This is a genomic window from Thiohalobacter thiocyanaticus, from assembly GCF_002356355.1.
GTDB lineage: Bacteria > Pseudomonadota > Gammaproteobacteria > Thiohalobacterales > Thiohalobacteraceae > Thiohalobacter > Thiohalobacter thiocyanaticus_A.
Genome location: NZ_AP018052.1, coordinates 1,995,218 through 2,022,204 on the forward strand (window position 1 = coordinate 1,995,218; position 26,987 = coordinate 2,022,204).

Genomic DNA, 26,987 nt, shown 5'->3' on the forward strand with positions numbered 1-26,987 from the left:
AGCGTGACAACGCCAGATTGAGAGTTGCAGTACCGACCATGGCCTCACTCCTCCTCGATCGGTTCGATTTCCAGCAGCAGTTCATCCATGCCGGTGACACGTATCCGCTGGCCCTGCCGCACCGGCCGAACGGCCCGGGCGCGCCAGTTCTCACCATGCACATGCACCCAGCCGCGGTCGCTGAAATCCTCGCGCGCCGTGCCCAGGGCACCGATCATCTGCTCCTGACCGCTGACGACAGGCCGCTCCCGCGCCTTGACCACCATGCCCAGCACGAAAATGAAGAAGGCGGCGCTGGTCACGCTCACCGTGGCGATCAGCGCCGGCGAGATGCCGTAGCCGGGCGCGTCGGTGTCGATCAGCATGATGGAACCGATGACGAAGGCGATCAGCCCGCCGATGCCCAGCGCCCCGAAACTGGGCACGAAGGCCTCGGCCGACATGAAGATGATGCCGAGGATGATCAGGCCCAGCCCGGCATAGTTCACCGGCAGTACCTGCAGCGCGAACAGGGCCAGGATCAGCGAGATGGCGCCGACCACGCCGGGGACGATGAAGCCCGGGTTGTAGAATTCCAGCAACAGCCCGTAGAAGCCGAGCAGGATGAGGATATAGGCAATGTTGGGGTCGGCGATCACCGCCAGCAGGCGGGTGCGCCAGTCGGGTTCGATGGTCTCGATCTGCATGTCCCGGGTGGCCAGGGTGCGCGTCTCGCCCTGGATCTCGAACTCGTAGCCATCGAGCGCCTGCATCAGTTCGGTCAGATTGGCTGCCACCAGATCGATCACCTCCCGCTCCAGCGCCTCCTCTGCCGCCAGGCTGGCCGCCTCACGCACCGCCTGCTCGGCCCAGTCGGCATTGCGCCCGCGCAGCTGCGCCAGCGAGCGGATATAGGCCACGGCGTCGTTGACCGCCTTGCGCTGCTTGGCATCGCCCGGCTCCGCCGCTGCCTGCTCGCCTTCCTGGGCAGCGTCCTGATCGGGCTGGCCCGGCGGTTTCGGCATGCCGCCGCCATCGTCGATCAGGTTCACCGGCGTGGCCGCGCCCAGGTTGGTCCCCGGCGCCATGGCGGCGATATGGCTGGCATACAGGATATAGGTGCCGGCGCTGGCCGCCCGCGCCCCGCGCGGGGCCACGAAGCTCGCCACCGGCACCGGCGAATTGAGGATGGCCTTGATGATGGAACGCATGGAGGTATCCAGTCCGCCCGGGGTGTCCAGGCGCAGGATCACCAGTTCGGCGCCTTCGGCTTCGGCGCTGGCCAGACCCCGTTCGATGAAATCCGCCGTGACCGGCCCGATGCCGCCCTCGATGTCCAGCAGCACGGCCGCCCCCTGGGCCTGCACTGCCGACGTCAGCGCCAGCAGAGCCGCCGCCAGCCACAACCGTATCGATGTCATTCCTGTGTCCTGTCGAAGTCCGCCGGGGTCATTGCTCGAACACGACCGCATCCGGATCGGCGCCGAGTTCGCTCAGGGCCTGATTGACTGAGTCGGTGAAGCCCGGCGGACCGCAGACATAGAAGTTCTGCCCGAAGTCGCTGATCCGTGTCTGCAGCAGCGCCTTGTCGATGCGTTGGTCGGCATAGCCCGGCGCGCTTTCCTGGGTGCAGGTGAACCACCCATGCGTGCCGAAATAGTGCCGCAGTTCGCGCTCGCAGATCACATCCGCCGGCGTCTTGTTGGAGAACAGCAGCTGACTCTGACCGAGCTCACCGCGTGCGGCCAGATCGCGCAGAATCGCGAGAAAAGGCGTGATGCCGGCACCGGCGGCGATGAACACCCCCGGGCCCTTGTAGCGGATGGTACCGAAGGATTCACTCATCAGCAGCCGGCTGCCGGGTTTGATGTCGCGCAGGTGCTGGGTCATGCCCTGATGGTCGGGATAACTCTTGATGGTGAATTCGAGCACCCGGTCACCCTTGATGGCGGTCGGGGTGAAGGGGCGCCCCTCCTCCCGCCAGTCGGGTTCATCGATCGCCAACTCCACCCCCTGACCCGGCGCGTAGTCGAGCCCCTCGGGCCATTCCACGATGTAGCGTTTCACATCATGCGTAACGAACCCGGTCATGAGCAGTGTGGCGGAGTAATCCATCGCTGCGGCTCCTGTAGCTGTCGCTGGCCTTACCCATACTAGGAACTCTAGCCCGGATTGGACAAGCCGCAAGTTTTCAACTTCCGGTATAAATTGGGAAAACAGCAGGTTATGGCGGGAAATTGCCAAGCCGTTTCCTGCCTTCTCCTCAGGGTTGTGGTGCGGCCGGGCCGATTGCCTGAGTTTATGAGATTCCCGGCAAGGTCATAAACAGATATTTTTTGTCCTGCTCCGGCACGCCAACTATGGTTCAAGGATTGAATCACGCAGTCGAGACCACACTGCATCAGCCAAGGAGGTGTTTCGATGAACACTCCCTCTCTACGCGAAACCGCCCGCGCCATGGTTGCACCCGGCAAGGGGATCCTGGCCATGGACGAGAGCACCCCTACCTGCGGCAAACGGCTGGAGGCCGTGGGGGTCGAGAACACGGAGGAGAACCGCATCGCCTACCGCAGCCTGTTGCTGGGCACACCGGGACTCGGCGACTACATCAGCGGCGCCATCCTCTATGACGAGACCCTGCGCCAGCAGAGCGCCGAGGGCGTGAGCTTCCCGCAACTGCTGCAGCAGCAGGGCATCATGCCCGGTATCAAGGTCGACACCGGGGCGAAGGAACTGGCCCTGCATGCCGGTGAGAAGGTCACCGAGGGGCTGGACGGCCTGCGCGAACGGCTGGAGGAATACCGGGGCTTCGGCGCGCGCTTCTGCAAATGGCGCGCGGTGATCACCATCGGCGAGTTCAAGCCCAGCATCGCCTGCCTGCAGGCCAACGCCCATGCCCTGGCCCGCTACGCCGCCCTGTGCCAGGAGGCCGGGCTGGTACCGATCGTCGAGCCCGAGGTGCTGATCAACGGCGCGCATACCCTCGAGACCAGCTATGATGTCACGGTCGAGACCCAGCGTCGGGTGTTCGATCAGCTGTATCGCCAGGACGTGGACTTCGCCGGCATGGTGCTCAAGCCCAGCATGGTGATCTCCGGCACCGACTGCCCGCAGCGCGCCCCGATGGAGGAAGTCGCCGAACAGACCCTGCGCTGTCTGCAGCAGACCGTGCCCGCGGCTGTGCCCGGCATCGCCTTTCTGTCCGGCGGCCAGGGCGACGAAGAGGCCACCCGCCATCTCAATGCCATGAACCTGCTGGCACGCGAACGTGCCCTGCCCTGGCGACTGACGTTTTCCTTTGCACGCGCCCTGCAGAATCCGGCATTGAAGATCTGGCAGGGCGAGCCGGCCAATCTCGACCCGGCGCGCAAGGCACTGCTGGCCCGGGCCAGGCTGAATGCGCTGGCAAGCAGCGGCGAGTACAACGAGGCACTGGAGCAGCAGGTGGCGGCCTGATCAATCAGCCACAAACCGCTCCTTTGCGAAAAAAACCCGCCTCACCGGCGGGTTCGTTCATCGGATCATCGATGGCAGATCAATCGTATACCGGGATCAGTGCATAGCCGTTGTTCTGGTAGCCCATCAGGCTGATGAAGCCGCTGCGTACCGGCTCAATGCCCGGCAGCAGGGTGTCGTTGTCCACGTTGAAGGCGGCAGTCGCACCATTGCAGGCCTCCATACGCACCCCCATCTCCTGCAGTCTGGTGATGCGCTTGGCGATGCTCTCCAACGCCGGGCCATAGTCCGCCTGCGTCTCCAATGTCGGCTCGGTGTTGATGAACTTCACCGAATGGGAGATGAAAACCATCACCAGGTCCGACTCCACACCTTCCTTGTCGAGATTGTCGATGTTGGTGATGATGGCCCCGAGATAGAAATCCAGCGCGTTCGCACTCGATTTCCGCACATCGTAGACAGCCCTGACCTGCTCGAGATCGCCGATTGCCGTGCGGTTGTCCAGTTCTGCCCCGGCCATGGAGACGACCGGAAGCAGGCCACCGATGAACAGGAGAATGGTCATGAACAGGCCGTCGCGCATCGGTTGGATCATTGCCTGGCTCCTTGTTGACTGTGGACGATAGGCGAGTGATTTTGAACTGGTGCCCGGGGCCGGACTTGAACCGGCACGGGGTTGCCCCCGAGGGATTTTAAGTCCCTTGCGTCTACCAATTTCGCCACCCGGGCCGGGCATGACGTCTGGCATTGTACAGATAATCAGATGATGCAGAAGGGAAGGAAAATGGAGGCTGGGCCCGGAGTCGAACCGAGGTACACGGATTTGCAGTCCGCTGCATAGCCACTCTGCCACCCAGCCAGGGTGTGGTGTGGTGCCTTGAAGCGAAAAAACCCCGGTCGCCTGGACCACGACCGGGGTTTCCCCGATGGAATTTGGAGCGGGAAACGAGATTCGAACTCGCGACCCCAACCTTGGCAAGGTTGTGCTCTACCAACTGAGCTATTCCCGCCCGAGAAGGTGCGTATTCTATCCTATCGCGCCCGGCTGTCAAGCCGCTAAGGAGTTGAATTCAGGACTAAGTCTACAGGTCGGATTTTACCAGCAGCGGCCAGGCCGCACGCAGGTAGAGAATCATCGACCACAGGGTCAGGATAGCGGCGATATAGAGGCAGATCATGCCGACGATGGCCGTGGGAAAACCGGCGATCGGCTCGCGATAGAGCAGCAGCAGCAGGGCGATCATCTGGGCCGTGGTCTTGATCTTGCCGATCACCGAGACGGCCACCCGGGCCCGCTCGCCGATCTCGGCCATCCATTCGCGCAGCGCGGAGATGGTGATCTCGCGGCCGATGATCACGGCGGCGGGGATGGCCATCAGCACCCCCGGCATGCCGGCCACCGGCACCCGCTCGATCAGCAGTACCAGGGCCGTGGCCACCATCAACTTGTCCGCCACCGGATCCAGAAAGGCGCCGAAGGCCGAGGTCTCCTCCCAGCGCCGGGCCAGGTAGCCGTCCAGCCAGTCGGTCAGGGCGGCGATGCCGAAGATGGCAGTGACCGCCACATGCGCCCAGCCGAACGGGAGATAGAACACCAGCACGAAGACCGGGATCAGGGCCAGGCGCAGCAGGGTAAGGAGATTGGGGAGATTATAATTCATAATATCAATAAGATAAAAACACTCATTAAAGTAGATTGATGATATAATTACCTGCTATCTTCTGCCCCCTTTTCAGTGAAAGTGGGACGAACAGGTATCCATAACCCGAATGGTGGCTGCATATGCCGGATTTCAGCCAATCCGTCATCCTCGCGAAGGCGGGGATCCATTCTCTCTCCTTGCTGCCAGGCACTGGATTCCCGCCTTCGCGGGAATGACGTGGCTGAAGTGGATGCCAGTCGTATCTAACCCGATTTTCCATCCTCTGTCGAAGACTCAATCCTCGCCGCCGTGAAAGGCGGCGTAGATCTGCCGGGCCAGTTCGCGGCTGATCCCCTTGACCCGGGCCAGGTCCTCGACCCCGGCACGCTCCACCTCGCGCAGCCCGCCGAACTGGCGCAGCAGCTGCTGCCGGCGCTTGGGTCCCACACCGGGAATCCCCTCCAGCGGCGAGCTGGTGCGAGCCTTGCCCCGGCGGTGGCGGTGGCCGGTGATGGCGAAGCGATGAGCCTCGTCGCGCACCTGCTGGATCAGGTGAAAGGCGCGCGAGTCCGCCGGCGGGTGCAACTCGCCCCGGCCCGGGACGATCAGGGTCTCATGTCCCGGCCGGCGTTCCGGCCCCTTGGCCACGCCGACGATCAGCACGCCCTGCACCTGCAACTCCTCCAGCACCTTCACCGCCATGCCGACCTGGCCCTTGCCGCCGTCGATGAGCAGGATGTCGGGCAATTTGCCCTCCCCCTCCTGCAGCCGCAGATAGCGTCGCTGCAGGGCCTGGGCCATGGCGGCGTAGTCGTCGCCGGGCTCGATGCCCTCGATATTGAAGCGCCGGTAGTCGGATTTGAGCGGCCCCTCGGCGTTGAACACCACGCAGGAGGCCACGGTGGCCTCGCCACGGGTATGGCTGATATCGAAGCATTCGATGCGTTCCGGCGGCTCCTCCAGGTTGAGCAGCTGCTGCAGATCCTCCATGCGCTGCTGCATGCCGCTGCGGCTGGCCAGCCGCGCCTGCAGGGCGTGCTCGGCATTGCGCTCGGCCATGGCCAGCCAGCGGGCGCGCTCGCCGCGCACCCGGTGGCGCAGCTCGACCCGGTGGCCGGCGCGCTCGGCCAGCACGGTCTCGATGAGTTCACGATCTTCCGGTTCGGCGTTGAGCAGAATGGTCTGCGGGACCTCGTGTTCGAGGTAGTACTGCACCAGGAAGGCGTGCAGCACCTCGTCCAGGCCGGCCTGGTCGGGCGCGCGCGGGAAGAACACCTTGTTGCCCAGGTTGCGCCCGGCGCGGATGTAGAACACCTGCACGCACACCAGCCCGCCCTGTTGCACCGCGGCGACGATGTCCAGATCGCCGCGCTCGCCGCTGACGTACTGGCGCTCCTGCACCCGGCGCAGGCTGGCGATCTGGTCGCGATAGCGCGCCGCCTGCTCGTATTCCAGCGCCTCTGCCGCCGCCTCCATGCGCTGGGCCAGTTCGTCGATGAGTTCGGTGTTCTTCCCCTCCAGGAAACGGATGGTCAGATCAACGTCCTCGGCATAGTCCCCAGGGCTGATATAGCCCACGCAGGGGGCGGTGCAACGCTTGATCTGGTACTGCAGGCAGGGCCGGGTACGGTTGGCGAAGAAGCTGTCCTCGCACTGGCGCACCCGGAACACCTTCTGCAGCAGATGCAGGCTCTCGCGCACCGCCGAGGCATTCGGATAGGGGCCGAAGTAGCGGCCTTTGCCGCGCTTTGCGCCGCGATGCACCGTGATGCGCGGATAGTCCTGATCGGTGGAGATGTAGATATAGGGATAGCTCTTGTCGTCGCGCAGCAGCACGTTGTAGCGCGGCTGGTGCGCCTTGATCAGGGTGTGTTCGAGGATCAGGGCCTCGCTTTCGGTATGAGTGACGGTGACCTCGATATCCGCCATCTGTGCCATCAGGGCCTGGGTCTTGATCGGCAGGCCCGACTTGCGGAAATAACTCGCCAGGCGGCGCTTGAGGTTGCGCGCCTTGCCGACATACAGCACCTCGCCGTTCGCATCCAGCATGCGGTACACACCCGGTCGCGGGGTGAGGGTGCGCAGAAATCCCTGCGCATCAAATGGACGGCTGGCGCGGGTTTCGTTCATCCGCAATCAGGCGGGCAACAGGCCACGGGCGCGGGCGACCACGGCCTGGAACATGGCTTCGGTCAGGCGCCGGGTCTGGGTGTTGTAACGACTGCAGTGGTAGGAGTCCAGCAGCCAGCGGCCGTCATCCAGTCGGTGTTCCGCGGCATGGGCGAAACGGTAGGCACTGAGCTTGCAGCCGAGCGCACGCAGTACCGCGTCGTGGGCGATCCTGCCCAGCGCCAGTACCACAGCCCCGGCCGGCAGATCCTTGAGTTCGGCCGCAAGATAGCCGTTGCAGGCGCGGATCTCCGTGGTCTGGGGTTTGTTCTGCGGCGGCAGGCACTTGACCGCGTTGGTGATGCGACAGTCACGCAGTTGCAGACCGTCGCCGCGGGCACGCGACTCCGGCGCGCTGGCAAACCCCTGTTCGTAGAGGGTCCGGTACAGCAGAATGCCGGCGTAGTCACCGGTGAAGGGGCGCCCGGTGGCATTGGCGCCGTGCATGCCCGGCGCCAGGCCGACGATCAACAGCCGTGCGGCCGCGTCGCCGAAGGGGGCAACCGGGGCGGCGTGATAATCGGGATGCTCGGCCTTCACGCCGTCGAGAAACTCAGCCAGCCGCGGGCAGGCCCGGCAGCCGCTGTCGAAATGGGTCTGGATCGTCATGGAAATCGGGTAATCGGCGCAAGCTGGAAACAGCCGGATTATCCCAGAAAACGGGCCGGACGTCAGACCGCGCGCCGACTCAGGCCCCGGGCCGGGCGCCGGCCGACTCGATCTCGATCACCCCGTGGCTGACCGCCAGGCGCATCAGTTCGATGTCGTTGTCCACGCCGAGCTTCTCGTAGAGCCGGTAGCGATAGGTATTGACCGTCTTCGGACTCAGGCACAGGCGATCGGAGATCTCCTGGATGCCGCGCCCCTGGGTGACCATCATCATCACCTGGATCTCGCGCTGGGACAGCTTCTCGAATGGCGAGCGCCCGCCGTTATTGAGCTTGGACAGCGCGATCTGCTGGGCCACCTCGGCGCACAGATAGCGCTCACCCTGCATCACGCTCAGGATGGCCTGGGTGATCTCCTCGACCGCGCATGACTTGGTGAGATAGCCCAGCGCGCCGGCCTCGAGCATGCGCGAGGGGAAGGGCTCGTCGGTATGCACCGTGACCACGATCACGCGGATCTCCGGGTGGATCTGGATCAGCTTGCGCAGGGTTTCCAGCCCGCCGATACCGGGCATGTTCACATCCAGGATGACCATATCGGGACGCGCATCGCGAACCACCTCGATCGCCTCCTCCCCGGTACTCGCCTCGCCGATCACCCGCACATTGGGGTCATCCTCGAGGATACGGCGTATCCCTGCCCGCACCAGGTCATGATCATCCACCAGCAACAACGAAATCATATCCTCCTCCCTGTGATTGATTGTTGTTCTGCCAGGTTCGTCATTCATGAATGTACAATACTGATTATGCGTATTTAATACCAGGATGCAATGTCGGTTGGACAACTGTTGTTGCAACTGCTTGACACCCTGCAGCCACAGGCCGATCCGCTTGCCGATCAAACACCTGCGGTCAACGGCAGGTGCATCACGGCAGGCACTGTTGCAAGGTCATTACACCTCCAGCTCGTCGCCGCTTCTCACCTCACCTCGCAGCCCTCTCCCAACACCAGAAAAAACAGTCAGTTGCATGGATTCAGCCGCCATGGCACAGGCCTTGCTCTTGCGTCTGTGTACAACCCTCAACAGCAAAGGAGCAGGACATGAAAAACCTATTCAGACCGGCACTGGTGACGGCCTCTGCCGCAGCCCTGGTGTTGAGCTACGCAGCCGGGGTGCAGGCGAACCCCAAGAACAAGTTCGGCAACGACAACGACGCCCATGTGACGTCGACCGCGACCGCCACTGCCAACGGCGGCGACGGCGGCTACGTCTATGGCGGTGACGGCGGTGAAGGCGGAGATGCCACTGCCGATTCCGCCACCGGCGGCGCAGGCGGTGCCGGCGGCGCGGCCGATACGGCCGGCGCCGGCGGGATGGGCGGTACTGCCACGGCCAACAGCGAATCCTTCAATTCCGACATCGAGGTGATCTCCTATCAGACCATGACCTCCACTGTCACCGGCGCTCCGGTCCGGATTCTGGGCGGCACCGGCGGCCAGGGCGGCGACGGCAGCGACGGCGCACTGGGTGTCGGCGCCTCGGTCGGCCTGGCCGGCGGCGGCGGCGACGGTGACGACGGCGGTGACGGCGGCCTCGGCGTCGGCGCCTCGGTCGGTCTTGCCGGAAGTGCGGCTGACGGCGGCGACGGTGACGATGGCGGCGACGGCGGCTACGGCGGCAGCGGTCATGCCGACTCCACGGCCAGCACCGGTTCCAGCTATGCCGGCAGCAACAGCGCCGACGGCGGCGATGCCAGCAGTGGCGAGGGCGGCGAAGGCACTGCCACCAACACCGCCGGCAATGGCGGCACCTCCGGCGGCAACAGTGCCAGCGGCGGCACTGCCACGGCCGGTAATGCCAGCGGCGCCGGCGGTGGCGGCGGGGCCGGCGGGGCCGGCGGCAGCGGCGGTGACGGCGGCACCGGCGGCAGCGCCACGGCCGGCGCGGCCACAGGCAGCGGCGGCGCAGGCGGCGCCGGTGGCAGCGGCGGTGACGGCGGCATGGCCACAGCCGGCGCGGCCACGGGTACCGGCGGCGCAGGCGGGGCCGGCGGCAACGGCGGCGAAGGCAGCGGCGGTGCGCTGACCACCGGTTCAGTGGCAGTGAACACCGGCGCGGGCACCTTCGGCGGCATTGCCAACATCAATGTCTCCTCCGGCCTGTACAACTCCACCCTGGGCGGCGTCTCGGTGGCGGCTCACTCCGATGTGAGCATCGGTAACTGATTCCACAAGGAGAATGATCATGTTGAACACAATCAAACCGATGTTGGTCACCGCCTCTGCCCTGGCCCTGGTCATGGCCTGGGGCGGCGCGCATGCCAACCCCAAAAACGTATTGTCCGAGAGCAGCAGTGCCTCGGCGGACTCGAGCGCGACGGCCACCGCCAATGGCGGCCAGGGCGGCGACGCGGTCGGGGGTAACGGCGGCGACGGCGGCAACGCCGATGCCGGCGAGGACGGCGAAACCAGCGCCACCGTCCAGGGTGGTGCCGGCGGCAATGGCGGCAGCGCCAGCATGGCCGGCGTCGGCGGCGCAGGCGGCACGGCCGAGGCCTACAGCGAATCCTTCAACAACAGCGTGGAAGTGATTTCGTATCAGGTCATGAGCTCCGAAGTGACCGGCGCCCCTGTCCGCATCCTGGGCGGCACCGGCGGTGACGGCGGTCATGGCGATGCCGGCGGCGCCGGTATAGGGGTCTCGGCCGCGCTGGCCGGCGGCGGTGGTGACGGCGACGACGGCGGTGACGGCGGGGCCGGGGTCGGGGTTTCCCTGGGGCTGTCGGCCAGCGGCGCCGAAGGTGGCGATGGCGACGACGGCGGTCATGCCGGTGACGGCGGCTACGGTGAAGGCTATTCCTCTGCCTCCAGCGCCGATGCCAGTTCCGGCGGCAACACCGCCGATGGCGGCAATGCCACCGACGGCAGCGAAAACACCGCCGGCGCCGGTGGTGATGCCGGCAGCAATACCGCCACCGGCAGCAATGCCACCTCGGCCGACGCCTCAGGCGCCGGTGGAGCCGGCGGCACCGGCGGGGCCGGTGGCAACGGCGGGGCCGGCGGGACCGGCGGCAGCGCCAGCGCCGGGGATGCCAGCGGCACCGGCGGCGGCGGCGGCGGCGGCGGCAACGGCGGCATCGGCGGTATGGCCACGGCCGGCGATGCGGCCGGGACCGGCGGCGCCGGTGGCAATGGCGGTGCCGGCGGTGCCGGTCACGGCGGTGCGCTGACCACCGGGGCCGTTAGCGTCGACACTGGCGCAGGCACCTTCGGCGGCATTGCCAACATCAATGTCTCCTCCGGCCTGTACAACTCCACCCTGGGCGGCGTTTCGGTGGCTGCCCATTCGGGTGTGAGCATCGGCAACGGGCCCTGAGGCATAAGGTCCGCTTCGGGTCTGCGCGGGGACGGCAGATCGTCCCCGCGCACCTGCACGTCAACCGCACGGGATGAGAGGGACACGCCCATGTGCCACCCCAGTCGAGAATTCAAACTCAGCAGCGCACTGGTCATGCTGTCGGTCTGGACCATCCTCGTCTTCGCCAGCCAGTCTGTCCACGCCGATGATGCGGCCACACCGGGACCCGACCAGTTCGCACAGCTTGCCCCGCTGGACAGCGCGGGGCTGGATGCACTGCGCGGACGCGACGGCGACAGTCATATCTCGCTCACCAGCAACCAGGACCTCAAGGCCACCGTCAACGGCAGCCTGATCGAGGCCGGCACCATGACCAGCGGCTCGGTTACCATCGCCGAGCGGGCCCTGGACAACTTCGGCGGCATCGGCCTGTTCAATATCGTCACCGGCAGCAACAATGCCGTGGATGCTGCCATCGGCGTGAACTTCAACCTGCAGTGACAGGCATGCGTCTCCATCCCTGCCCTGCTCTGCTGCTGGCACTGTCCGCCGCCCTGGTCGCGCCCGGCAGCGCCGCGGGCCAGCTGCGCCTGCATGCCTTTCCCGGCGCCTTTTCCCTGCCGGTGGAAAGCCAGATCGAAGCACGCTGGCAGACGGTGGTCAGGCAACAATACGATTTCAGCTGCGGCTCGGCCGCCGTGGCCACCCTGCTCACGTATCACTACACCTCGCCGGCAGGTGAGGATCAGGTGTTCCAGGAGATGTATGCGGCCGGCGACCAGGCCAAGATCCGCGCCGAGGGCTTCTCCATGCTGGACATGAAACGCTACCTGGACCGTCGCGGCCTGCAGACCGATGGCTTTCGCATGGACCTGGACAAACTGGCTGCACTGGGCGTGCCGGGGATCGTACTGGTCAATACCCGCGGCTATCGCCACTTCGTGGTGGTACGGGGGGTGCAGTCCGGCCGGGTACTGCTGGCCGACCCGGCCGCGGGCAACGTCGCCATTTCGCGTGCTGAATTCGAGCGGATCTGGAACGGGGTGGTGCTGGCCGCCCGCGGCCGACTGGAGACCGCCCGGACCCATTTCAACCTGGAACGCGACTGGCGCGACTGGCCGCGGGCCCCCATCCATGCCCCGACACGCCAGGCGGGCATGAGCCCGTTGCTGCTCAACCTGCCCGGCCGGCTCGAACTGGGCCGCTGACAGGCGCGATCGACATGTTCAATCCCACCCCGGCCACATACCGCAGTCTGCACAGCACCGCCCTCCTGCTGGCCCTCACGCTTGCCGCAGGTACGAGTCATGCGCATGACCCCTTCCCCGACCAGGTTCTCGCGGCTGCCGACCTGGCTGCGCTGCGCGGCGGTTTCTCCCTGCGCGGCCTGGAGATGGAATTCGGCGCCTCCCTGCGCAGTTTCCAGGACGGACGCCTGCTCATGGAAACCCTGGTCAATGTCACGGACCGCGGCACGCGCACCACCACGACCATTCCGCGGGCACTCGACACCCTGTCCCCCGGGCCGGACACGGCAGCGCGGACCGGCAGCCGTCCAGCGGCGGCCAACCGCGGCATCGAACTCAACGGCCTGGGCAACGCCGGGCGGGTTGTGGTGAACGATGCCCGCGGCGTGACCGCCTCCATCCATGAGGTGACCCGCCAGCGCATCCTCGGCGTCCTGGTCGGCCGTGCCACCGATACGGCCCTGCGCCAGGAGGCGCAGGTGGACGTCACCATCCGCAACTTCAGCCAGTTCCAGCAGACGGTTCGTCAGGCCATCCTCAATAACCACCTGGGACGCAGTTCCGCGCCCCTGCAATAAGGACTGTTCAGCCCGTTTGGGGTCAGAAGGTATAGGGCAGGCGCAGGGTCATGACCACATCCGGGGCATCGGCGGTCACACCCAGTTCCAGGTTGAGGTTCACCGCGGCGCGTTCGGTCAGCTGGAAACCGTAGCCGAGGAGCATGGCGCCGACGTCCAGACTGGAGGTCGACAGCTTCACGCCGTTGATCTCAGTGTCGGTCTCCTGGATGAAGTCATGCTTGTAGCCGAGGGTGAAAGAGGCCCGCGGATTGATGGCATAGCCCATGCCGAAGCTCAGGCGTACCGCATCGCCGGGGTCGACCTTGCCGATGGTCTGCTGGCCGAAGGTCTTGTTCACATCGTCCTCGATATGCCAGAGATAACCCAGGTTGGCGAAGAACACGGCGGGATCGGAGGGATACAGCAGGGTCAGACTCGGTTCCAGGGCATGAAAACCCGAGCCTGTTGCCAGTTCGGTCTCTATGCCGTCGCCGTTGCGGTTGACATCGAACGGCCCCCGGCCGGTCACGGACTTGTAGCGCAGGTTGCCGACATAGTACATATTGCCCGGCCAGCGCCAGTCTAACTGGTAGTGCAGCGCAAGCTCCAGATCACCGATACTGTCACCGTCCAGGGTGCGGCTGAAGGCCTCGCCCTCCACATCCGGGATGGTCGCCACCCGCCGGTCCTTGCGATAGACATAGGGCAGCTTCGCCTCCAGTTCCAGCCGGTCGGTCAGACCATAACGGCCGGTCAGGGAAACGGCCAGGTAATCCCGGTCCACGTCCACCGCTTCCAGCAGCCCGATCTGGAAGGCCTCCAGGATTTCCACCCCGATGAAGGTCAGACGATTGATCTGGGAATTGGAGAACTGCAGCCCCGGCTCCAGGATCAGCTGACCCCGGGGCGTGAGGACACCGCCCAGTTCGGGAATGGCGCGCACCTCGGGCGGCTCCGACACGCTCGCCGGCGGTGCCGTCCCGACCGGTTGCGCAGGCGGCGCAGAGGCTGCCTGCACCGCCGGGGCCGCCGCGGCGGGTCCGGCGCCACGCCGGTCCTCGAGTGCGGTCGCGGGCAGGGCCTGCCGGTTCAGGCTGTCGAGTGCCCGGCGCTGCTGCTGCAGACGCCGCTCCTGGGCAGCGATGGTGGCTGCCTGGCGCTCCAACTGGCGTTGCTGCTGGTCCAGCAGCCGTTCCATGCGTTCCAGCCGCTGCGCCAGGGAGTCCGCCTCGTCAGCGAACCCGGGCATGACCAGGACCAGGGTCAGCGTCAGGAGACTCAACCGCGCCCCGTACTGCATGACCAGCCTCCCGGTTCGAGTGACGCCTCGCCATTGATGCGCAGTTCCCTGATCCCCTCTGCGGGCGGCGGCTCCCGAGTCTGCCCGATCGGGATCCGGTGCTTGTCCAGCAACCGGTACAGGGTGACGCGGGAAATCCCCAGGGAGCGTGCCGCCTCGGAGAGATTGTTGCGTGCCAGACGCAGACTGGTGCGGATCGCCCGGCTCTCGGCTTCGGCCCGCACCTGCTGCAGGGAAGGCACCATCCGGCGGCCGTTGCGCCGATCCAGCCCCAGGTCGGCGGGTGTGATCAACCTGCCCTCGGCCATCACGATCGCCCGCCGCACCCGGTTGATCAGTTCCCGCACATTGCCGGGCCAGTCGTGGCGCAGCAGGCACTGCAGGGCCTGCTCGCTGAACCCCTTGACCTGCACTCCGCGTTCCCGGCCGAAGCGCTCGAACTGCTGCCAGGCCAGGGCCTCGATATCCTCGGTCCGCTCCCGCAGCGGCGGTACCTGCAACCGCAGCACATTCAGCCGGTAGTACAGGTCTTCGCGAAACCGCCCCTGATCCACGGCCAGTTCCAGGTCCTGGTGGGTGGCGGCAATGACGCGCGCATCGATGCGCACCGGCTGGGTGCCGCCAACCCGGTCCACCGTGCCTTCCTGCAGGAAGCGCAGCAGACTGGTCTGCTGCTCCAGCGGCAGGTCGCCGATTTCGTCCAGGAACAGGGTCCCGCCGGCTGCCGACTCGATGCGGCCGATCTTGCGCCGGACGGCCCCGGTAAAGGCCCCCTTCTCATGCCCGAACAGTTCCGACTGCACCAGGCTGGCCGGCAGCGCTGCACAATTGACCGCCACCAGCGGTCCGCTGGCGCGCAGGGAGCGACGATGAATCGCAAGCGCCGTGAGTTCCTTGCCGGAACCGGATTCGCCGGTGATCAGGACCGGTGCCTCGACCTGCCCGATCTTGTCGAGTTGCCGGAACAGCTGCCGCATGCACGCGCTGTTGCCGACCATGCCGCCTGCGGTGACCGCATCGCCTGCGGCCGTCGCATGGGCACTGGCACGGATGGCAGCCACGCCGGCGGCGTGCCCCAGGCTGTCCAGCAGGCGCCTGGAATCGACCGGGAAGGTATGAAAATCGAAGACGCCATCGGCCAGCAGCCGGGACAGGGCATCGGAGCGGACATCCTCCGGTTGAACCAGCGCCAGCCACTGGGTCTGTGTCTGGCTGTCGAGCAGCAACTGCTCGAAGTCCCGACAAGCGCGGGATGCGCTGGCATTGAGCCACGCCAGGCCCACCGGGCAGTGGCGGCTGGCGAGGCGCTGACGGGCTTCGTCCAGACTGCCGGCCAGCGAGATCCGCCAGCCGGCCTGTCCGAGTTGAAGGGCCAGATCCGTCCCGACGCGAACCGGATCCCAGAACAGCAGATTACGGGGTTCACTGGCCACGCGTCACCTCCTTGATGACAGGACCCTCGAAGCACACGTACGCCGTGAGACTGTCTGCAGGATTGACAGACGCCACCCCCTGCATGACTGGCCGCCATGCACGCTGGCCCGCTGAACTGCGGGCATGGGGTATCTTCTGCTGTCCGGGGCTGGGATCGTCCCGGGCCAGGGCACGGCGGCTATACCTCCCTGCCGTCTGACGGAGAATCAGCTCCTGGCTGATACGCCTTGGGAAGCATAGACAGGACTGTTGAACTGTCAAGCGGCAGCGCGTTTCAACAGCCGCCGCCGGGCATGTACGCCAAAGCCTACAAACGGTCCAGGTCAACCGTGACGCTGGGATGCCTTTCCTAACATGATTTGCAAAATGAGCGGCCGAACCGGAAGGTTCACTGCGCTCCGGAAGGATCGAAGAACTCGATTTTCATTTCATTCATGAAGGGACGATCAAAGACCAGATCCAGGTGCATGCCGGTAGGCTTGTGCTCTGCCATGATCTGCTGCAATTCCGGGATCCGTTCGGCCAGATAGGCGCAGGTGGCAGCGGCCATGGGTTCGTTGCCGTCCTCGACCGCCTGGATCAGTTGCAGCGCCACGAACTGGGCCCGCTGCAGTGAGTTCGGTGAATCCTGGCGGCCGGCAGGAAGCTGGATGCCCTGATCCATCTTCAGATCCATGCGATCCAGCGCCAGCTGTTGCTTGTGCGGCAGGGGTTTGGTGCGGTCATATTCGAGTTGTGACAGACCGTCGATCACCACGACCATTTTTTCAGTCATAGGAAGACCAGGAAACGATGGATGCTGAAATTGGCGGAGGGGGTGTCGGCCTCTCCGGTGTCTCAGTGTGTCGCAATATATCGCATTCTTCCCTATATTTACAGCGTTTCGTGAAATTCGCTTGTCTAGGGCTGTCTCATGCTGTAGCCTTAAATTGCAATTTTTTTGAGGGGTACCACGTGGGGAGTCTGAAAGCCCTTGTTGATGGCGGAGACACAGAACAAAAGCTTGATGGGTAGGTTGGCGTTCCGATGTGTACCTGATTCATATCGCTAGGGTTTCAAATCCCGAGTTCGACGGAGAAAACCATGCCGAAGAGAGCCAAGGAGCTGGGCGCAGCCGAAGTGCGCCGACTGAACAAGCCCGGTTTGAACCCCGTGGGCGGGGTGGCCGGACTGTATCTCCAAGTTGCCGAATCCGGCGCACGGAGCTGGATACTGCGCGTCACAGTCGGCAGCAAGCGCCGTGACATCGGCCTGGGGGGCTATCCTGATGTGCCCTTGGCACAGGCCCGCGAGAAGGCCCGAGAGATGCGAGAGCAGATCCGGGAGGGCGTTGACCCGGTATTGCAGCGCAAGGCTGCCAGGGATGCCCTGATAGCCGCACAGGCCAAGGTCATCACCTTCGATGAAGCCGCCCGGCGATTCATCAAGGCCAAGGCCCAGGAGTTCCGCAACCCCAAGCATACCGCCCAATGGGAGACCACCCTGCAAGCCTACGCCAGCCCCGTGATAGGCCGCCTCCCCGTCGATGCCGTCACCCTGCCCCATATCGTGCAGATACTTGAGCCGATATGGACGGAGAAAACCGAGACCGCCACCCGGCTGCGAGGGCGCATTGAGTCGGTCCTGTCATGGGCGACCGTCTCCGGGTTCCGGTCGGGAGACAACCCCGCCCGCTGGCGCGGCAATCTGGATGCCGTCCTGCCCAAGCCGGGCAAGCTGCGACAGGTCCAGCACTTCCGCGCCCTGCCCTGGGCCGAGGCCCCGGCCTTCATGGCCGCTCTGCGGGAGCGTGAGGGTGTCGGCTCGCGAGCGCTGGAGTTCCTGATACTCACCGCCGGCCGCTCTGGAGAGGTCCGCGGGGCGACCTGGGAGGAAATCGACCTGGAGGCCCGGACGTGGACCGTGCCGGCCGAACGGATGAAGGCGCAGCGGGAACATGTTGTGCCGCTCTGCCCCGATGCCGTGAAGCTGCTGAAGGCTCTGCCGCGCTTCGAGGATTGCCCCTATGTGTTCCCCTCCCCCCGTGGCAAGCAGCTCAGTGACGCCACCCTGTCCAAGGTCATGAAGCTGATGGGCGTGGAAGGCACGCCGCACGGGTTCCGCTCCACCTTCCGCGACTGGTGCGCCGAGCATACGAATTACCCGCGAGAGGTCGCCGAGAAGGCGCTGGCCCACACCATCCCCAACGCAGTAGAGCGGGCCTACCGACGCGGCGATCTGCTGACCAAGCGCACGCGGCTGATGCAGGAATGGGCACGGTATCTCAAGAGCCCGGCCAAGGCTGGCGAAGTTGTGTCGATTCAGAATAAGAGCGCCTGACATGGCCGGCAAAGTCACTTATAAAAAAACCGATTTGCATGCGGGCGGCTGGTATGGAACCCGCCCCTTAAGCGTTTCACAGCGTATGCAACTGAGTTGTTTAATAGGCCGCCGCCTATCATATAGAGAGGCAAGACGGATAGAAAAGTTTGCCAACGAGATCCGCGCAAATCTGCGGGTTATCAGCGATCCGAGCGTTAGTAATCAAGACATCAAGAGAACCCTTGCCGCCATTTCAAAACTTTCACCCGCAGAGGCAGAGGCAGCATATACAAAGGCTGATGATGACACCCGTTGCCTGATTGTTGATGCCTTGCTCGATTTGAACGCATGGGGGCCACGACCCAAAGGCGCAGACATTTGCCGAGCAGCCGCTACCGCCGTACCCCGTAAGAGATCCGGACGGCCCCAAAAAGGTGAGATAGTAGATCAGATGATTGCTGGTTCGCTCAAACTCTGGCGTGACTTAGGCGGCGATCCCGATGCAAAGGCATGGCACCGAGACGGTCAATCTAGCCCACTGGTCCGTTTTGTCCATATCATTGCCACAGAGGCCGAATACCCCACCGGCCTGGATCACATAGCCAAGGCAATTCGCCCCTATCTGAGCGGGTAAGGTTTTTCCCTGTGCTATAGATCACCGCATGCGGCTAGTTTGTACTCGTGTCCATGATTTAACACGAGGTAAGCCGCAATGGTTCCATTTCCCCAGCCGATCAAGCTAAACGGCTCAACTCGCTTTCCCCCGACCGCAATCCATGAGTGGGAGGCATCCCACGGCCTGGATCTGCCGCCGCTGACCGGGATGGTGAACGTCAAGCAACTCGCTGCGCGCTATGGCGTATCCGTTGCCACGATCTGGCGATGGGCGCAGAAGGCCCGCAAGGACGCCGCAGCATGAACAGCCCGACCCCTGACCAGATCCGCCGCGCCGCGCTGAATACCGTCCAGGCACCGCGCAACCGCACCGACGAAGCCCGACGCGCACTGCGCCAGCGGGCAAGGCCGCCCGAGCGGGAGGCCCTGGAGCGCAAGCTGCGCGGCACACCTTAACCATCGTCGTGAGGACGAAGGAGGCGAAATGCAGGAATTAAAAAACCCGGAGGCGGAGGCAACCGCGCACCGGGCACAAGCAATGGATACACAGCCGAATGATAGCGCCCTTGCGTTTGCGCTGCAATTGGCTGAATCCGGCCTGCCGGTGTTTCCCTGCCGAGAGGACAAATCGCCCCGGACCGCCCGAGGCTTCCATGACGCGAGCACTGACCCGACCACAATCAGGGGATGGTGGAGCCGTTGGCCCGGTGCCCTGATCGGCGTGCCGACCGGCCCTGTGACTGATCTGCTAGTGATTGACATTGATCCAGGCGGAGCGGACTGGCATAGCGAGCACGCCGCCGATCTGGCCTGTGGTCGCGTCCATCGGACCCAGCGCGGGCACCACCTGCTGTATCGGCACGTCAATGGCGTGAAATGCAGCGCGGGCAAGATTGCGCCCGGAGTCGATGTGCGGACCGATGGCGGATACGTCATATGGTGGCCTGCGCATGGACTGGAGGCAGTCGGCGACCTGGATGACATAGGCGAGGCCCCGGCGTGGCTGCTGGAGAAGCTGCGCGATCAAAAGCAGCACCAGTCGGCCATACAAGCCACAGGCGACACGATCCCGGAGCAGACCCGCAACACCACACTGACCAGCCTTGCGGGCAGTATGCGCCGCCGTGGGCTAAGTGCGGAGGAAATCGCGCCCGCACTGCACGCAATCAATGAGGCAAGGTGCCGCCCGCCCCTGGACCGTGCCGACGTTGACCGGATTGCGGCCAGTGTTGGGCAATATCCTCCAGCGAGTGAACAGGCACCGGCCTACACCGACGCAGGCAATGCGCAACGGCTTGTCGCGGCGCATGGCGAGGATCTGCGCTATGTCCCAGAGTTGGGATGGATGGCATGGGATGGCACCCAATGGGCGCGGGATGAATTGCTAGCGCGGCGCAAGGCAATCGAAACCGCCCGCGCCATATACAACGAAGCCGCCGCGCTGGAATCCACCGACGACCAGAAAGCAGCGGCGGCATGGGCAAAACAATCTCAGCAGGCCGGCAGGGTTCAGGCTGCCTTGTGGCTGGCACAACCGGACCTTGCCGCGCCTGTTGATGCGTTCGACCGCGATCCGTGGATATTCCCCGCGATCAATGGCGTGATCGACCTGCGGACCGGCGACTTGCACCCGCACCGCCGCGAGTACATGAACACCCGCGCCACTGCGGTTTACTTCGACGCCACAGCACTGTGCCCGACATGGGAGACCTTTCTGGCCCGTGTCCTGCCTGATGCGGAAGTCCGAACCCTGGTGCAACGGCTGGCCGGCTACTCGCTGACCGGCGCGACCAGTGAGCAAGTCCTGGCATTCCTGTACGGCACAGGGCGCAACGGGAAATCCGTATTCCTGGAGACCCTGGCCGCCTTGGCAGGCGATTACCACACCCCGACCCGAATCGAGACCTTGAGCGCAGGACGCGGCGCGGGCATCCCCAACGATGTTGCCGCCCTGGCCGGTGCGCGCCTTGTCACTGTTTCGGAGACCCCCGAGGGCGCCCGCCTGAATGAGTCCCTGGTGAAAGACCTGACCGGCGGCGACACGATTACAGCGCGGTTCCTGCGGCGTGAGTACTTCCAGTTTCAGCCGCAGTTCAAGCTATGGATTCGCGGCAACCACAAGCCCCAGATTCGCGGCACCGACGATGGTATCTGGCGGCGGCTGCTGCTGATCCCCTTCACGGTTCAGATTCCCGAGCGGGACGTAGACCCGAAGCTACCCGAGCGGCTGCGCGATGAACTGCCCGGCATCCTGGCATGGGCGGTGCGTGGCTGTCTGGATTGGCAGACCAATGGACTACAGCCGCCCGAGGCGGTCAAGGCCGCAGTGAGCACCTACCGCACTGAGATGGATATGTTGGGCGAGTTTATCGAGTCCTGCTGTGTGACCGACCCTGCCGAGGAGGCCCCCGCCGCCGCACTGTATGGACGCTACAGGGAATGGGCCACTTCAAACGGGCATCAGCCCGTATCAAGTATGCGTTTCGGCCTGGCCCTGGGGGAGCGTGGATTCAGCAAGATAAAAAGCGGGACTGTCCGCTGGCGTGGGATTGCCCTATCTGGACACTTGGACACTTTGGACACTTCTCCTAGTTCGTCAGATTCGCGCGCGCGCGATCCCGTTAATGCCGGAATAGTGTCCGAACTGTCCAACTGTCCGCAATGCGATGGCGAGGGCTGCCCGTGGTGTGGGGGTGGGGCATGAGGTGCGGAGATTGTGTCCGCCGCGTCCGAGGCCGTTGCACTGTCCATCGGGCCAAGGTCGGCATGAAACAGGACGCTACCCAGTGCCGCCAGTTCACCCACCGCTTGCGTCTGGAGGATCTGCCGCCCCGTTACCGCCGGCACGTCCGCCGGCTGGAGCAGCGAGAGGATGGCAGCCGGGCAATCCAGTTGCGAGCCACCGCCCGGCATGATCCAGAGTTGCGCGAATTCCTGTACCTGATGGTCGGGATCAAACTGGTGCCGGTGCAGCCGGTTGCACTGTCTGAGCCTGAGCCGCGACAGGAGGCCCCGAGACGGCAGGCGGGAGGTAATGCGGCATGACTGACAGATCTCCCGAGGGAGAGCCGGAGAGCTTGCAGCAGGGGCTTTTGGCTTATACCCGAGGCTGCCCTTGCGATGGCTGTGATCTGTGGAATTACTGCGCAGAGACTCAGCAGGAATGCAAGACATTCCGCCGGTGGGTACAGACTGGCAAGGCACCTGGCGATGTGGAGGCCCCATAGGGTGCATGAAGTTCCGCCCAGCATCCCCGGAAATCAACGCGCGAGTAAAAAAATCGCGCTGTCACATTATTTTTTTGGAAAGGTCGATGGAGAGAGACCCATAGCCCCAATAATCTTGAAAACAAGCGATTCCCGAAACCAACGCCGAAATTTTCTTTCGCTAATCCCGCCTAAAAACGGGAAAAACAGACCGGAAAAATGGAGAGACCACCATAGCCCCCTAAATCTTCAGAACCCTATGTGCGTTGACCAACGCGCCCCCTTTCTGTGCAGCAGCGGGAGTTTCAACAAGGGGGTATTAGAGGCCATACGAGACACTATGAAACAACAGGAGACACAGAGCATGACAAATCGAGATGAAGCAGTCCAACAATTCGCGGATGCACTGTCCGAGCTGGTATCGACCGGCATTGAGTCCCTGGACCCCGGCGCGAGCGATGTAGTGAGGCAGGCCGTGGCGCAAGGTCGGGCACGGATCACGGTTCACGCTGAAACTGGCCCGCTGACCATATCGTGCCGCCTGCGCGTCGATGACGAAGATGTGCCGCTGTTCGATATTGGGATGGAACAGGCGACAATGAACTGAATAGGGTTGCTGGATAAAACCACAGTGGTATACTCGGATGCGTGAACAAGCTATTCACAACCCAGAACAGCACGCTCCTGCGCGGAGGCGATGGTGGTGCTGTCGACAATTCCAAATTCATTTGGTGTCGGCAGGCGCAACCCCCTCCTACTGTGGAGACGCGAACCTACCGGCACGATGGAGGTTCGTATGAACACAGTAGCGCAGTTCAAAGAGCGGCTTAACGAAGCCCGCAACGATGTCCGCGACCTGATCGAGCTGAAAGGCGAGATCCGTGCGGCAGCATCTTCCCTCAATACCACTGCCAAAGCCGAGAAGCGCAACCTTAACGAGGTTGAGCAGCGCGAGTTCGATGCGCTGATGGACCTGGTGGAGGACGTCAACAAGGCGCACGAGGATGCCCTGGTTGAGCGTGAGCAGCAGCGCAGCGCGGCGGCGGCCCACCTTCGCGGCCAGCGTACCCACGAGCCGACCGATAGCGGCTGGATCACCCGCGACGGCAAGCCGGTCAACGTCCTGACCAAGGAACAGCGGGCCGCGCCGATCCTGTCCGATCCCAGCAGCGAGGTCCGTCTGGGCTCCCTCATCCGCGCAATGGCTCTCGGTCCGAAGAACGAGGCCGAACGCCGCGCCTTGTCTGAGGGTTCTGACTCAGCAGGCGGCTACACCGTCCCCAGCACTCTTATGGGCGATCTGGTGGACACCTTGCGGGCAAAGGCCCGCGTGATCGAGGCCGGGGCGCGCACCGTCCTGTTGCCGAGCAATGCCGTCATGATTGCCCGGCAGATCACGGACCCGAGCGCCACCTGGCACGCGGAGAACGCCGCCGACTTCAACGACTCTACCCCGACCTTTGCCGGTATCCGGTTCCAGGCGAAAACCCTGATCGGGCTGGTGAAGCTGTCGCGGGAACTGTTGGAGGATTCCATGAACATCGAGTCGGCCATCCTCAACAGCTTCGGCAAGTCCCTGGCCCTGGAGGTCGACCGCGTGGCCCTGGTGGGCTCTGGAGCCGGTAACGAGCCGCTGGGCATCGTCAACACCAGCGGCATCGGTCTGGTTTCTCAGCCGACGCCCGACGGTTTCCCGCTCTACGCGTGGGATTCGTTCTTTGATGCCATGTACGAGCTTCAGCAGGACAATGCCGGACCGCCTACGGCAGCCATCATGCACCCGCGCACCTGGCGGGACATTTACAGCATGAAGGACGGCGAAGGCCAGCCGCTGCGGCGTCCTGATCCCCTCGTTGACCTGCCGTTCCTGACCACGACTCAGATCCCGATTGATGACAGCTACGGCAGCGCCACCGATGCGACGAAGATGATTATGGGCGATTTCAATTCGCTGATGATCGGGGTTCGCACCGGCCTGCAAATTGATGTCCTACGGGAGCGGTATGCCGAGAACTACCAGTATGGGTTCCTGGCATCCATGCGCGTCGACGTCGCCCTTGAAACCCCTGAGTCCTTCGCCGTGGTCGAAGGCATCACCCCGGCATAAGGAGGCATCAAAATGTCACTGCTGAATCAGAACGTGAAAATCACCCCGGCCCTGGCCTACGCCAGCGGCACGGCTGACCGAAACGGCGCTGTCCTGGATATGCAGGGCTTTGAAGGTGTGATGATCGTTACCCACTTCGCCACCCTGGCAACAGGCGCGGTCACGTCCATCAAGGCGCAGTCCGGCACGGCTACCGGCATGGGCGATGCCGCCGATCTGGAGGACACCGGCCAGAGCGTGGCGGCAGACGATGACGATGAGATCTTTGTCATTGATCTGTTCCGGCCCCGCGAGCGGTATGTCCGCCTCGTGGTGGATAAGGACGGCAGCAACGCCACGGCGGAGAGCGCGACATACATTCAGTATGGGGCGAAGTACCCGCCGGTCAGCAACGCCACCGGCGTAACGCTGGAGGAACATCAGTCCCCCGCTGAGGGTACAGCTTGATGGAGTAGCGCACCTACGCGCCGGGATCAGTCGGAGAGTGCCCGTTCCTCATGCGAAAACCCCGACAGCCTGCGGCATCATCTCCGTGAGCAGTCATCTGCCAGGATGCGCGGCAGGCATACCCCCCGCCCTTTGTGGCGGGGTTTTTTATGCCCAGACACCGACCTACTCGCCCGTGCCGAGGCCCGCCTGCGCCCGGCTGGAGAGCTTCTTGTCGATGCCGGCTTCGGCGAGGGTGGGAACCTTGGCTTCTGGCGGTTCCGACTGAGTACCGCCAGAAGCGTCACGGCCCTTGAGCTGTCCCCGTGTTCCAGTATTCAGCCCCACCGTCTCCTTCTGCGCCCGTATAAGCTCGCCCGTCCATGGTGACGGACCCCCCAGACAAAACAACGCCGCCCGGAGGCGGCGCTGTGGCCCTGGCGCTGCTTGCTGGTGGCCCTGGCCTGGGCATCGGCGGGTTGACACCATTGGTTGCCACGTGAGACCCTTAAATCGTTCCCGCTCTGCCGTAGGCATCGGGCATTCGAGACTGCGCAAAGGTCCGCCCAGCGTAGCCGACTCAGGCCCGGCGATGACAAGCCGGCCTGAGCCGCGTTCAAGCCCCCGCTCTGGGGGCTTTGTCATTTCTGGGGCTCAGATGTGCGGCACCAGATGCCCGAGATTCAGGCCGTGCAGCACGCATCCGTATATTTGCCGCATGTGCTCCCTTCCCAGTCTCTGCGTGAAGTACAGGCGCTTCCCAGTCCGTGGGTCACGCTTGCCAACCCTGACCAGCTCCAGCCGGTGAAATCCCACCGTGTAGACCATATCGCCTTTGACCCATGAGGGGCGCTCCTGAAAGCGGCTCAGTTGCGGCAGTGCGGCACGTGGCAACTCCAGGTGATAGGGCATCACGGGGTCCGGCGGCTCAGTGCTCAAGGCGACCACCGTTACCAGATTGGGGCGTCCCTTCATGGTGGGCGAAAGCACCACCACGGGCCGCCCGGATTTGACCATTTCCGGTACCTTGAACCCCGAGGAGAAGTCACATAGCAGGATCTGGCCGACCTTCGGGTGAATTGTTATTGGCATAGGGGTGCAAGATACCGAATGCGGTCGGCAGGTACCACGTTTTGCAGTGGTGGCGGTCTGCATAGGGCAATGCTTGCCAGCGGTTGACTCGAATCCTAACCGCAGGGGTGCATTTTGAAAATGTTGGGCTGGAAGTTGGGTAAATCTGATATATCTATATAACTAATTGATTTATATGAATGATTGGCGGAGGGGGTGGGATTCGAACCCACGGAGGTCGTTAAACCTCGCCGGTTTTCAAGACCGGTGCTTTCAACCGCTCAGCCACCCCTCCGGTTGAACCTGATTGTACACTGCTGCTCTTGTCACACTGCCAGGGAACCCCGGCGCAACACTCCGGCATCGAGCCGGAGCGTCCCGCGAGGGGGTGGGATTATTCGGGCGCGCTGGCGCGCCCTCACCCCTTGCGGGGCCGCCACCGCTGCGCGGCGGCGTTGTCTCGTGCCTGACGGCACTCGGCTCGAACCCACGGAGGTCGTTAAACCTCGCCGGTTTTCAAGACCGGTGCTTTCAACCGCTCAGCCACCCCTCCGGTTGAACCTGATTGTACACTGCTGCTCTTGTCACACTGCCAGGGAACCCCGGCGCGACACTCCGGCTCGGCCGGGTTGCCGCCCGGAAGACAGCGACCGGACTGCAGGCGCCGCATTATGCCCCCCATGACAGCCGAAGCCAAGGTTTTTTCTATGGAAATCGCCCCATGCAATCGACTGCAGGCGCTTGTCCCGCCACCGCCATATCGGTATGCTGAACTTTAGATTGAGTCAAGCTGTCATAGTGGTAGCCAATCCACAGGAGGACGAACCGACAATGAATACCCCTGAACAGATGATGGCCCGCTCGCAGACGGCGATGCTGGCCACCAACAAGCTGCTGCGCAACACCTTCACCATGCTGTCCATGACCCTGATCTTCAGTGCCGTCATGGCCAGTGTCTCGATCGTGATGTCGGCCGGCTTCGGCCTCTCTCTGGTCGCCATGCTGGTGGCCTTCGGCCTGCTCTGGTTCGCGCTGCCGCGCACCGAGAACTCCGCTGCCGGCATCGGCGTGGTATTCGCCTTCACCGGCCTGATGGGCTTCAGCCTGGGGCCGATACTGAGCCACTATCTGGCGCTGCCCAACGGCGGCCAGCTCATCGCCACCGCCCTGGGCGGCACCGGGGTGATCTTCATGGGCCTGTCCGGCTACGCCATGACCACCAAACGCGATTTCAGCTTCATGGCGGGCTTCCTGTTCGTGGGCCTGATCGTGGTCATGATCGCCGCCATCGCCAACATCTTCCTGGCGATCCCGGCCATGTCGCTGGCCATCTCCGCCGCGGTGGTGCTGCTGATGAGCGGACTGATCCTGTTCGACGTCAGCCGCATCGTCAACGGCGGCGAGACCAATTACCTGCGCGCGACCGTGGCGCTGTATCTGGACATACACAACCTGTTCATACACCTGCTGCACCTGCTGGCCGCCTTCAGCGGGCGCGAATAG

Annotated in this window: 27 protein-coding genes and 4 tRNA genes; 16 read left to right on the forward strand and 15 right to left on the reverse strand. The window is 64.0% G+C overall.

What is annotated here, in order from left to right:
* Positions 1-44: 44 nt before the first annotated feature.
* Both CFK21_RS09210 and CFK21_RS09215 read right to left on the reverse strand, forming a co-directional pair.
* Positions 45-1,400: an NfeD family protein gene (locus tag CFK21_RS09210; protein ID WP_096366387.1), complete on the reverse strand. Its 1,356-nt coding sequence runs from the start codon at positions 1,398-1,400 to the stop codon at positions 45-47.
* 28 nt (positions 1,401-1,428) lie between these two features.
* Positions 1,429-2,094, reverse strand: coding sequence for an FAD-binding oxidoreductase (locus CFK21_RS09215; RefSeq protein ID WP_096366388.1), 666 nt, complete (start codon positions 2,092-2,094; stop codon positions 1,429-1,431).
* Positions 2,095-2,400: 306 nt separating this feature from the next.
* Between CFK21_RS09215 and CFK21_RS09220 the strand changes: the two genes are divergently transcribed.
* Positions 2,401-3,435: a class I fructose-bisphosphate aldolase gene (locus tag CFK21_RS09220; protein WP_096366389.1), complete on the forward strand. Its 1,035-nt coding sequence runs from the start codon at positions 2,401-2,403 to the stop codon at positions 3,433-3,435.
* Positions 3,436-3,514: 79 nt separating this feature from the next.
* Here the strand turns inward: CFK21_RS09220 and CFK21_RS09225 are convergent, their stop codons facing one another.
* The 8 genes from CFK21_RS09225 to uvrY all read right to left on the reverse strand — a co-directional run bounded on the left by CFK21_RS09225 (position 3,515) and on the right by uvrY (position 8,598).
* On the reverse strand, positions 3,515-4,030 hold the full coding sequence (locus tag CFK21_RS09225; protein ID WP_157745570.1) for a DsrE family protein: 516 nt from the start codon (positions 4,028-4,030) through the stop codon (positions 3,515-3,517).
* Between the two features lie 47 nt (positions 4,031-4,077).
* Positions 4,078-4,164, reverse strand: a tRNA-Leu gene (locus CFK21_RS09230).
* 56 nt (positions 4,165-4,220) lie between these two features.
* Positions 4,221-4,294, reverse strand: a tRNA-Cys gene (locus tag CFK21_RS09235).
* 75 nt (positions 4,295-4,369) lie between these two features.
* Positions 4,370-4,445 (reverse strand) — tRNA-Gly (locus CFK21_RS09240).
* Positions 4,446-4,517: 72 nt separating this feature from the next.
* Entirely contained in the window at positions 4,518-5,096 is a 579-nt protein-coding gene (gene pgsA / locus CFK21_RS09245) for a CDP-diacylglycerol--glycerol-3-phosphate 3-phosphatidyltransferase (protein ID WP_096366390.1), read from the reverse strand.
* A gap of 276 nt (positions 5,097-5,372) precedes the next feature.
* Entirely contained in the window at positions 5,373-7,208 is a 1,836-nt protein-coding gene (uvrC, locus tag CFK21_RS09250) for an excinuclease ABC subunit UvrC (RefSeq protein WP_096366391.1), read from the reverse strand.
* A gap of 6 nt (positions 7,209-7,214) precedes the next feature.
* Positions 7,215-7,856: a uracil-DNA glycosylase gene (locus CFK21_RS09255; protein WP_096366392.1), complete on the reverse strand. Its 642-nt coding sequence runs from the start codon at positions 7,854-7,856 to the stop codon at positions 7,215-7,217.
* 79 nt (positions 7,857-7,935) lie between these two features.
* Positions 7,936-8,598 (reverse strand): UvrY/SirA/GacA family response regulator transcription factor, encoded by a 663-nt coding sequence (gene uvrY, locus CFK21_RS09260; RefSeq protein WP_096366393.1) that lies wholly within the window; start codon positions 8,596-8,598, stop codon positions 7,936-7,938.
* A gap of 362 nt (positions 8,599-8,960) precedes the next feature.
* Here uvrY and CFK21_RS15230 point away from each other — a divergent pair, with 362 nt between their 5' ends.
* The 5 genes from CFK21_RS15230 to CFK21_RS09290 all read left to right on the forward strand — a co-directional run bounded on the left by CFK21_RS15230 (position 8,961) and on the right by CFK21_RS09290 (position 13,042).
* The gene (locus CFK21_RS15230; RefSeq protein ID WP_157745573.1) at positions 8,961-10,085 is read left to right on the forward strand and encodes a hypothetical protein; all 1,125 of its coding nucleotides are present in this window, start codon (positions 8,961-8,963) and stop codon (positions 10,083-10,085) included.
* 19 nt (positions 10,086-10,104) lie between these two features.
* Positions 10,105-11,235 carry a hypothetical protein gene (locus tag CFK21_RS15575; protein WP_157745576.1) on the forward strand — a complete coding sequence of 377 codons (1,131 nt, stop codon included), beginning with the start codon at positions 10,105-10,107 and terminating at the stop codon, positions 11,233-11,235.
* A 90-nt stretch (positions 11,236-11,325) separates the two neighbouring features.
* Entirely contained in the window at positions 11,326-11,718 is a 393-nt protein-coding gene (locus CFK21_RS09280; RefSeq protein WP_096366394.1) for a hypothetical protein, read from the forward strand.
* Positions 11,719-11,723: 5 nt separating this feature from the next.
* The gene (locus CFK21_RS09285; RefSeq protein WP_096366395.1) at positions 11,724-12,425 is read left to right on the forward strand and encodes a C39 family peptidase; all 702 of its coding nucleotides are present in this window, start codon (positions 11,724-11,726) and stop codon (positions 12,423-12,425) included.
* Between the two features lie 14 nt (positions 12,426-12,439).
* Positions 12,440-13,042 carry a hypothetical protein gene (locus CFK21_RS09290; protein ID WP_096366396.1) on the forward strand — a complete coding sequence of 201 codons (603 nt, stop codon included), beginning with the start codon at positions 12,440-12,442 and terminating at the stop codon, positions 13,040-13,042.
* Between the two features lie 22 nt (positions 13,043-13,064).
* On the opposite strand, the gene CFK21_RS09295 is transcribed toward CFK21_RS09290, so the two are convergent.
* The 3 genes from CFK21_RS09295 to CFK21_RS09305 all read right to left on the reverse strand — a co-directional run bounded on the left by CFK21_RS09295 (position 13,065) and on the right by CFK21_RS09305 (position 16,533).
* Positions 13,065-14,324 carry a transporter gene (locus CFK21_RS09295; protein WP_096366397.1) on the reverse strand — a complete coding sequence of 420 codons (1,260 nt, stop codon included), beginning with the start codon at positions 14,322-14,324 and terminating at the stop codon, positions 13,065-13,067.
* On the reverse strand, positions 14,303-15,757 hold the full coding sequence (locus CFK21_RS09300; protein ID WP_096366398.1) for a sigma-54 dependent transcriptional regulator: 1,455 nt from the start codon (positions 15,755-15,757) through the stop codon (positions 14,303-14,305). The genes CFK21_RS09295 and CFK21_RS09300 overlap by 22 nt, the downstream gene beginning before the upstream one ends.
* A 389-nt stretch (positions 15,758-16,146) precedes the next feature.
* Entirely contained in the window at positions 16,147-16,533 is a 387-nt protein-coding gene (locus tag CFK21_RS09305; RefSeq protein WP_157745579.1) for a hypothetical protein, read from the reverse strand.
* Between the two features lie 308 nt (positions 16,534-16,841).
* On the opposite strand from CFK21_RS09305, the gene CFK21_RS09310 reads away from it, so the two are divergent.
* From CFK21_RS09310 to CFK21_RS09340, 9 genes are all read left to right on the forward strand, one after another.
* A complete protein-coding gene (locus tag CFK21_RS09310) occupies positions 16,842-18,077 on the forward strand; it encodes a tyrosine-type recombinase/integrase (RefSeq protein WP_172844283.1) in 1,236 nt (411 codons plus the stop codon).
* 1 nt (position 18,078) lies between these two features.
* On the forward strand, positions 18,079-18,693 hold the full coding sequence (locus CFK21_RS15240; protein WP_157745581.1) for a hypothetical protein: 615 nt from the start codon (positions 18,079-18,081) through the stop codon (positions 18,691-18,693).
* Between the two features lie 78 nt (positions 18,694-18,771).
* A complete protein-coding gene (locus CFK21_RS09315; RefSeq protein WP_096366400.1) occupies positions 18,772-18,978 on the forward strand; it encodes a hypothetical protein in 207 nt (68 codons plus the stop codon).
* The gene (locus CFK21_RS15245) at positions 18,975-19,130 is read left to right on the forward strand and encodes a hypothetical protein (protein ID WP_157745583.1); all 156 of its coding nucleotides are present in this window, start codon (positions 18,975-18,977) and stop codon (positions 19,128-19,130) included. Before CFK21_RS09315 ends, CFK21_RS15245 begins: the two co-directional genes overlap by 4 nt.
* Before the next feature lie 28 nt (positions 19,131-19,158).
* Complete coding sequence (locus CFK21_RS09320) at positions 19,159-21,378, forward strand: phage/plasmid primase, P4 family (RefSeq protein WP_096366401.1); 2,220 nt, start codon at positions 19,159-19,161, stop codon at positions 21,376-21,378.
* 62 nt (positions 21,379-21,440) lie between these two features.
* Positions 21,441-21,719, forward strand: coding sequence for a hypothetical protein (locus CFK21_RS09325; protein ID WP_096366402.1), 279 nt, complete (start codon positions 21,441-21,443; stop codon positions 21,717-21,719).
* Positions 21,720-22,220: 501 nt separating this feature from the next.
* Positions 22,221-22,487, forward strand: a complete 267-nt coding sequence (locus CFK21_RS09330; RefSeq protein ID WP_157745585.1) for a hypothetical protein — start codon at positions 22,221-22,223, stop codon at positions 22,485-22,487.
* A 189-nt stretch (positions 22,488-22,676) separates the two neighbouring features.
* The gene (locus CFK21_RS09335; RefSeq protein WP_157745587.1) at positions 22,677-23,987 is read left to right on the forward strand and encodes a phage major capsid protein; all 1,311 of its coding nucleotides are present in this window, start codon (positions 22,677-22,679) and stop codon (positions 23,985-23,987) included.
* A gap of 12 nt (positions 23,988-23,999) precedes the next feature.
* Positions 24,000-24,434 carry a hypothetical protein gene (locus tag CFK21_RS09340; protein WP_096366405.1) on the forward strand — a complete coding sequence of 145 codons (435 nt, stop codon included), beginning with the start codon at positions 24,000-24,002 and terminating at the stop codon, positions 24,432-24,434.
* Positions 24,435-25,067: 633 nt separating this feature from the next.
* On the opposite strand, the gene CFK21_RS09345 is transcribed toward CFK21_RS09340, so the two are convergent.
* A complete protein-coding gene (locus CFK21_RS09345; protein ID WP_197702936.1) occupies positions 25,068-25,568 on the reverse strand; it encodes a type II toxin-antitoxin system PemK/MazF family toxin in 501 nt (166 codons plus the stop codon).
* A 121-nt stretch (positions 25,569-25,689) separates the two neighbouring features.
* Positions 25,690-25,779 (reverse strand) — tRNA-Ser (locus tag CFK21_RS09350).
* A 536-nt stretch (positions 25,780-26,315) separates the two neighbouring features.
* Between CFK21_RS09350 and CFK21_RS09355 the strand changes: the two genes are divergently transcribed.
* The gene (locus tag CFK21_RS09355) at positions 26,316-26,987 is read left to right on the forward strand and encodes a Bax inhibitor-1/YccA family protein (RefSeq protein WP_172844284.1); all 672 of its coding nucleotides are present in this window, start codon (positions 26,316-26,318) and stop codon (positions 26,985-26,987) included.

Excerpts from the sequence above, each read along its gene's own strand:
- CFK21_RS09255 (WP_096366392.1), bottom strand. The coding sequence starts at position 7,856 with ATGACGATCCAGACCCATTTCGACAGCGGCTGCCGGGCCTGCCCGCGG.
- CFK21_RS09310 (WP_172844283.1), top strand. The coding sequence starts at position 16,842 with ATGCCGAAGAGAGCCAAGGAGCTGGGCGCAGCCGAAGTGCGCCGACTG.
- CFK21_RS09345 (WP_197702936.1), bottom strand. The coding sequence starts at position 25,568 with ATGCAGACCGCCACCACTGCAAAACGTGGTACCTGCCGACCGCATTCG.
- CFK21_RS15245 (WP_157745583.1), top strand. The coding sequence starts at position 18,975 with ATGAACAGCCCGACCCCTGACCAGATCCGCCGCGCCGCGCTGAATACC.
- CFK21_RS09290 (WP_096366396.1), top strand. The coding sequence starts at position 12,440 with ATGTTCAATCCCACCCCGGCCACATACCGCAGTCTGCACAGCACCGCC.
- CFK21_RS09225 (WP_157745570.1), bottom strand. The coding sequence starts at position 4,030 with ATGATCCAACCGATGCGCGACGGCCTGTTCATGACCATTCTCCTGTTC.
- CFK21_RS09340 (WP_096366405.1), top strand. The coding sequence starts at position 24,000 with ATGTCACTGCTGAATCAGAACGTGAAAATCACCCCGGCCCTGGCCTAC.
- CFK21_RS09325 (WP_096366402.1), top strand. The coding sequence starts at position 21,441 with ATGAAACAGGACGCTACCCAGTGCCGCCAGTTCACCCACCGCTTGCGT.
- CFK21_RS09295 (WP_096366397.1), bottom strand. The coding sequence starts at position 14,324 with ATGCAGTACGGGGCGCGGTTGAGTCTCCTGACGCTGACCCTGGTCCTG.
- CFK21_RS09320 (WP_096366401.1), top strand. The coding sequence starts at position 19,159 with ATGCAGGAATTAAAAAACCCGGAGGCGGAGGCAACCGCGCACCGGGCA.
- CFK21_RS09280 (WP_096366394.1), top strand. The coding sequence starts at position 11,326 with ATGTGCCACCCCAGTCGAGAATTCAAACTCAGCAGCGCACTGGTCATG.
- CFK21_RS09355 (WP_172844284.1), top strand. The coding sequence starts at position 26,316 with ATGAATACCCCTGAACAGATGATGGCCCGCTCGCAGACGGCGATGCTG.
- CFK21_RS09315 (WP_096366400.1), top strand. The coding sequence starts at position 18,772 with ATGGTTCCATTTCCCCAGCCGATCAAGCTAAACGGCTCAACTCGCTTT.
- uvrY (WP_096366393.1), bottom strand. The coding sequence starts at position 8,598 with ATGATTTCGTTGTTGCTGGTGGATGATCATGACCTGGTGCGGGCAGGG.
- CFK21_RS09335 (WP_157745587.1), top strand. The coding sequence starts at position 22,677 with ATGAACACAGTAGCGCAGTTCAAAGAGCGGCTTAACGAAGCCCGCAAC.
- CFK21_RS15575 (WP_157745576.1), top strand. The coding sequence starts at position 10,105 with ATGTTGAACACAATCAAACCGATGTTGGTCACCGCCTCTGCCCTGGCC.
- CFK21_RS09305 (WP_157745579.1), bottom strand. The coding sequence starts at position 16,533 with ATGACTGAAAAAATGGTCGTGGTGATCGACGGTCTGTCACAACTCGAA.
- CFK21_RS15240 (WP_157745581.1), top strand. The coding sequence starts at position 18,079 with ATGGCCGGCAAAGTCACTTATAAAAAAACCGATTTGCATGCGGGCGGC.
- uvrC (WP_096366391.1), bottom strand. The coding sequence starts at position 7,208 with ATGAACGAAACCCGCGCCAGCCGTCCATTTGATGCGCAGGGATTTCTG.
- CFK21_RS09220 (WP_096366389.1), top strand. The coding sequence starts at position 2,401 with ATGAACACTCCCTCTCTACGCGAAACCGCCCGCGCCATGGTTGCACCC.
- pgsA (WP_096366390.1), bottom strand. The coding sequence starts at position 5,096 with ATGAATTATAATCTCCCCAATCTCCTTACCCTGCTGCGCCTGGCCCTG.
- CFK21_RS09330 (WP_157745585.1), top strand. The coding sequence starts at position 22,221 with ATGAAACAACAGGAGACACAGAGCATGACAAATCGAGATGAAGCAGTC.
- CFK21_RS09215 (WP_096366388.1), bottom strand. The coding sequence starts at position 2,094 with ATGGATTACTCCGCCACACTGCTCATGACCGGGTTCGTTACGCATGAT.
- CFK21_RS09285 (WP_096366395.1), top strand. The coding sequence starts at position 11,724 with ATGCGTCTCCATCCCTGCCCTGCTCTGCTGCTGGCACTGTCCGCCGCC.
- CFK21_RS09210 (WP_096366387.1), bottom strand. The coding sequence starts at position 1,400 with ATGACATCGATACGGTTGTGGCTGGCGGCGGCTCTGCTGGCGCTGACG.
- CFK21_RS15230 (WP_157745573.1), top strand. The coding sequence starts at position 8,961 with ATGAAAAACCTATTCAGACCGGCACTGGTGACGGCCTCTGCCGCAGCC.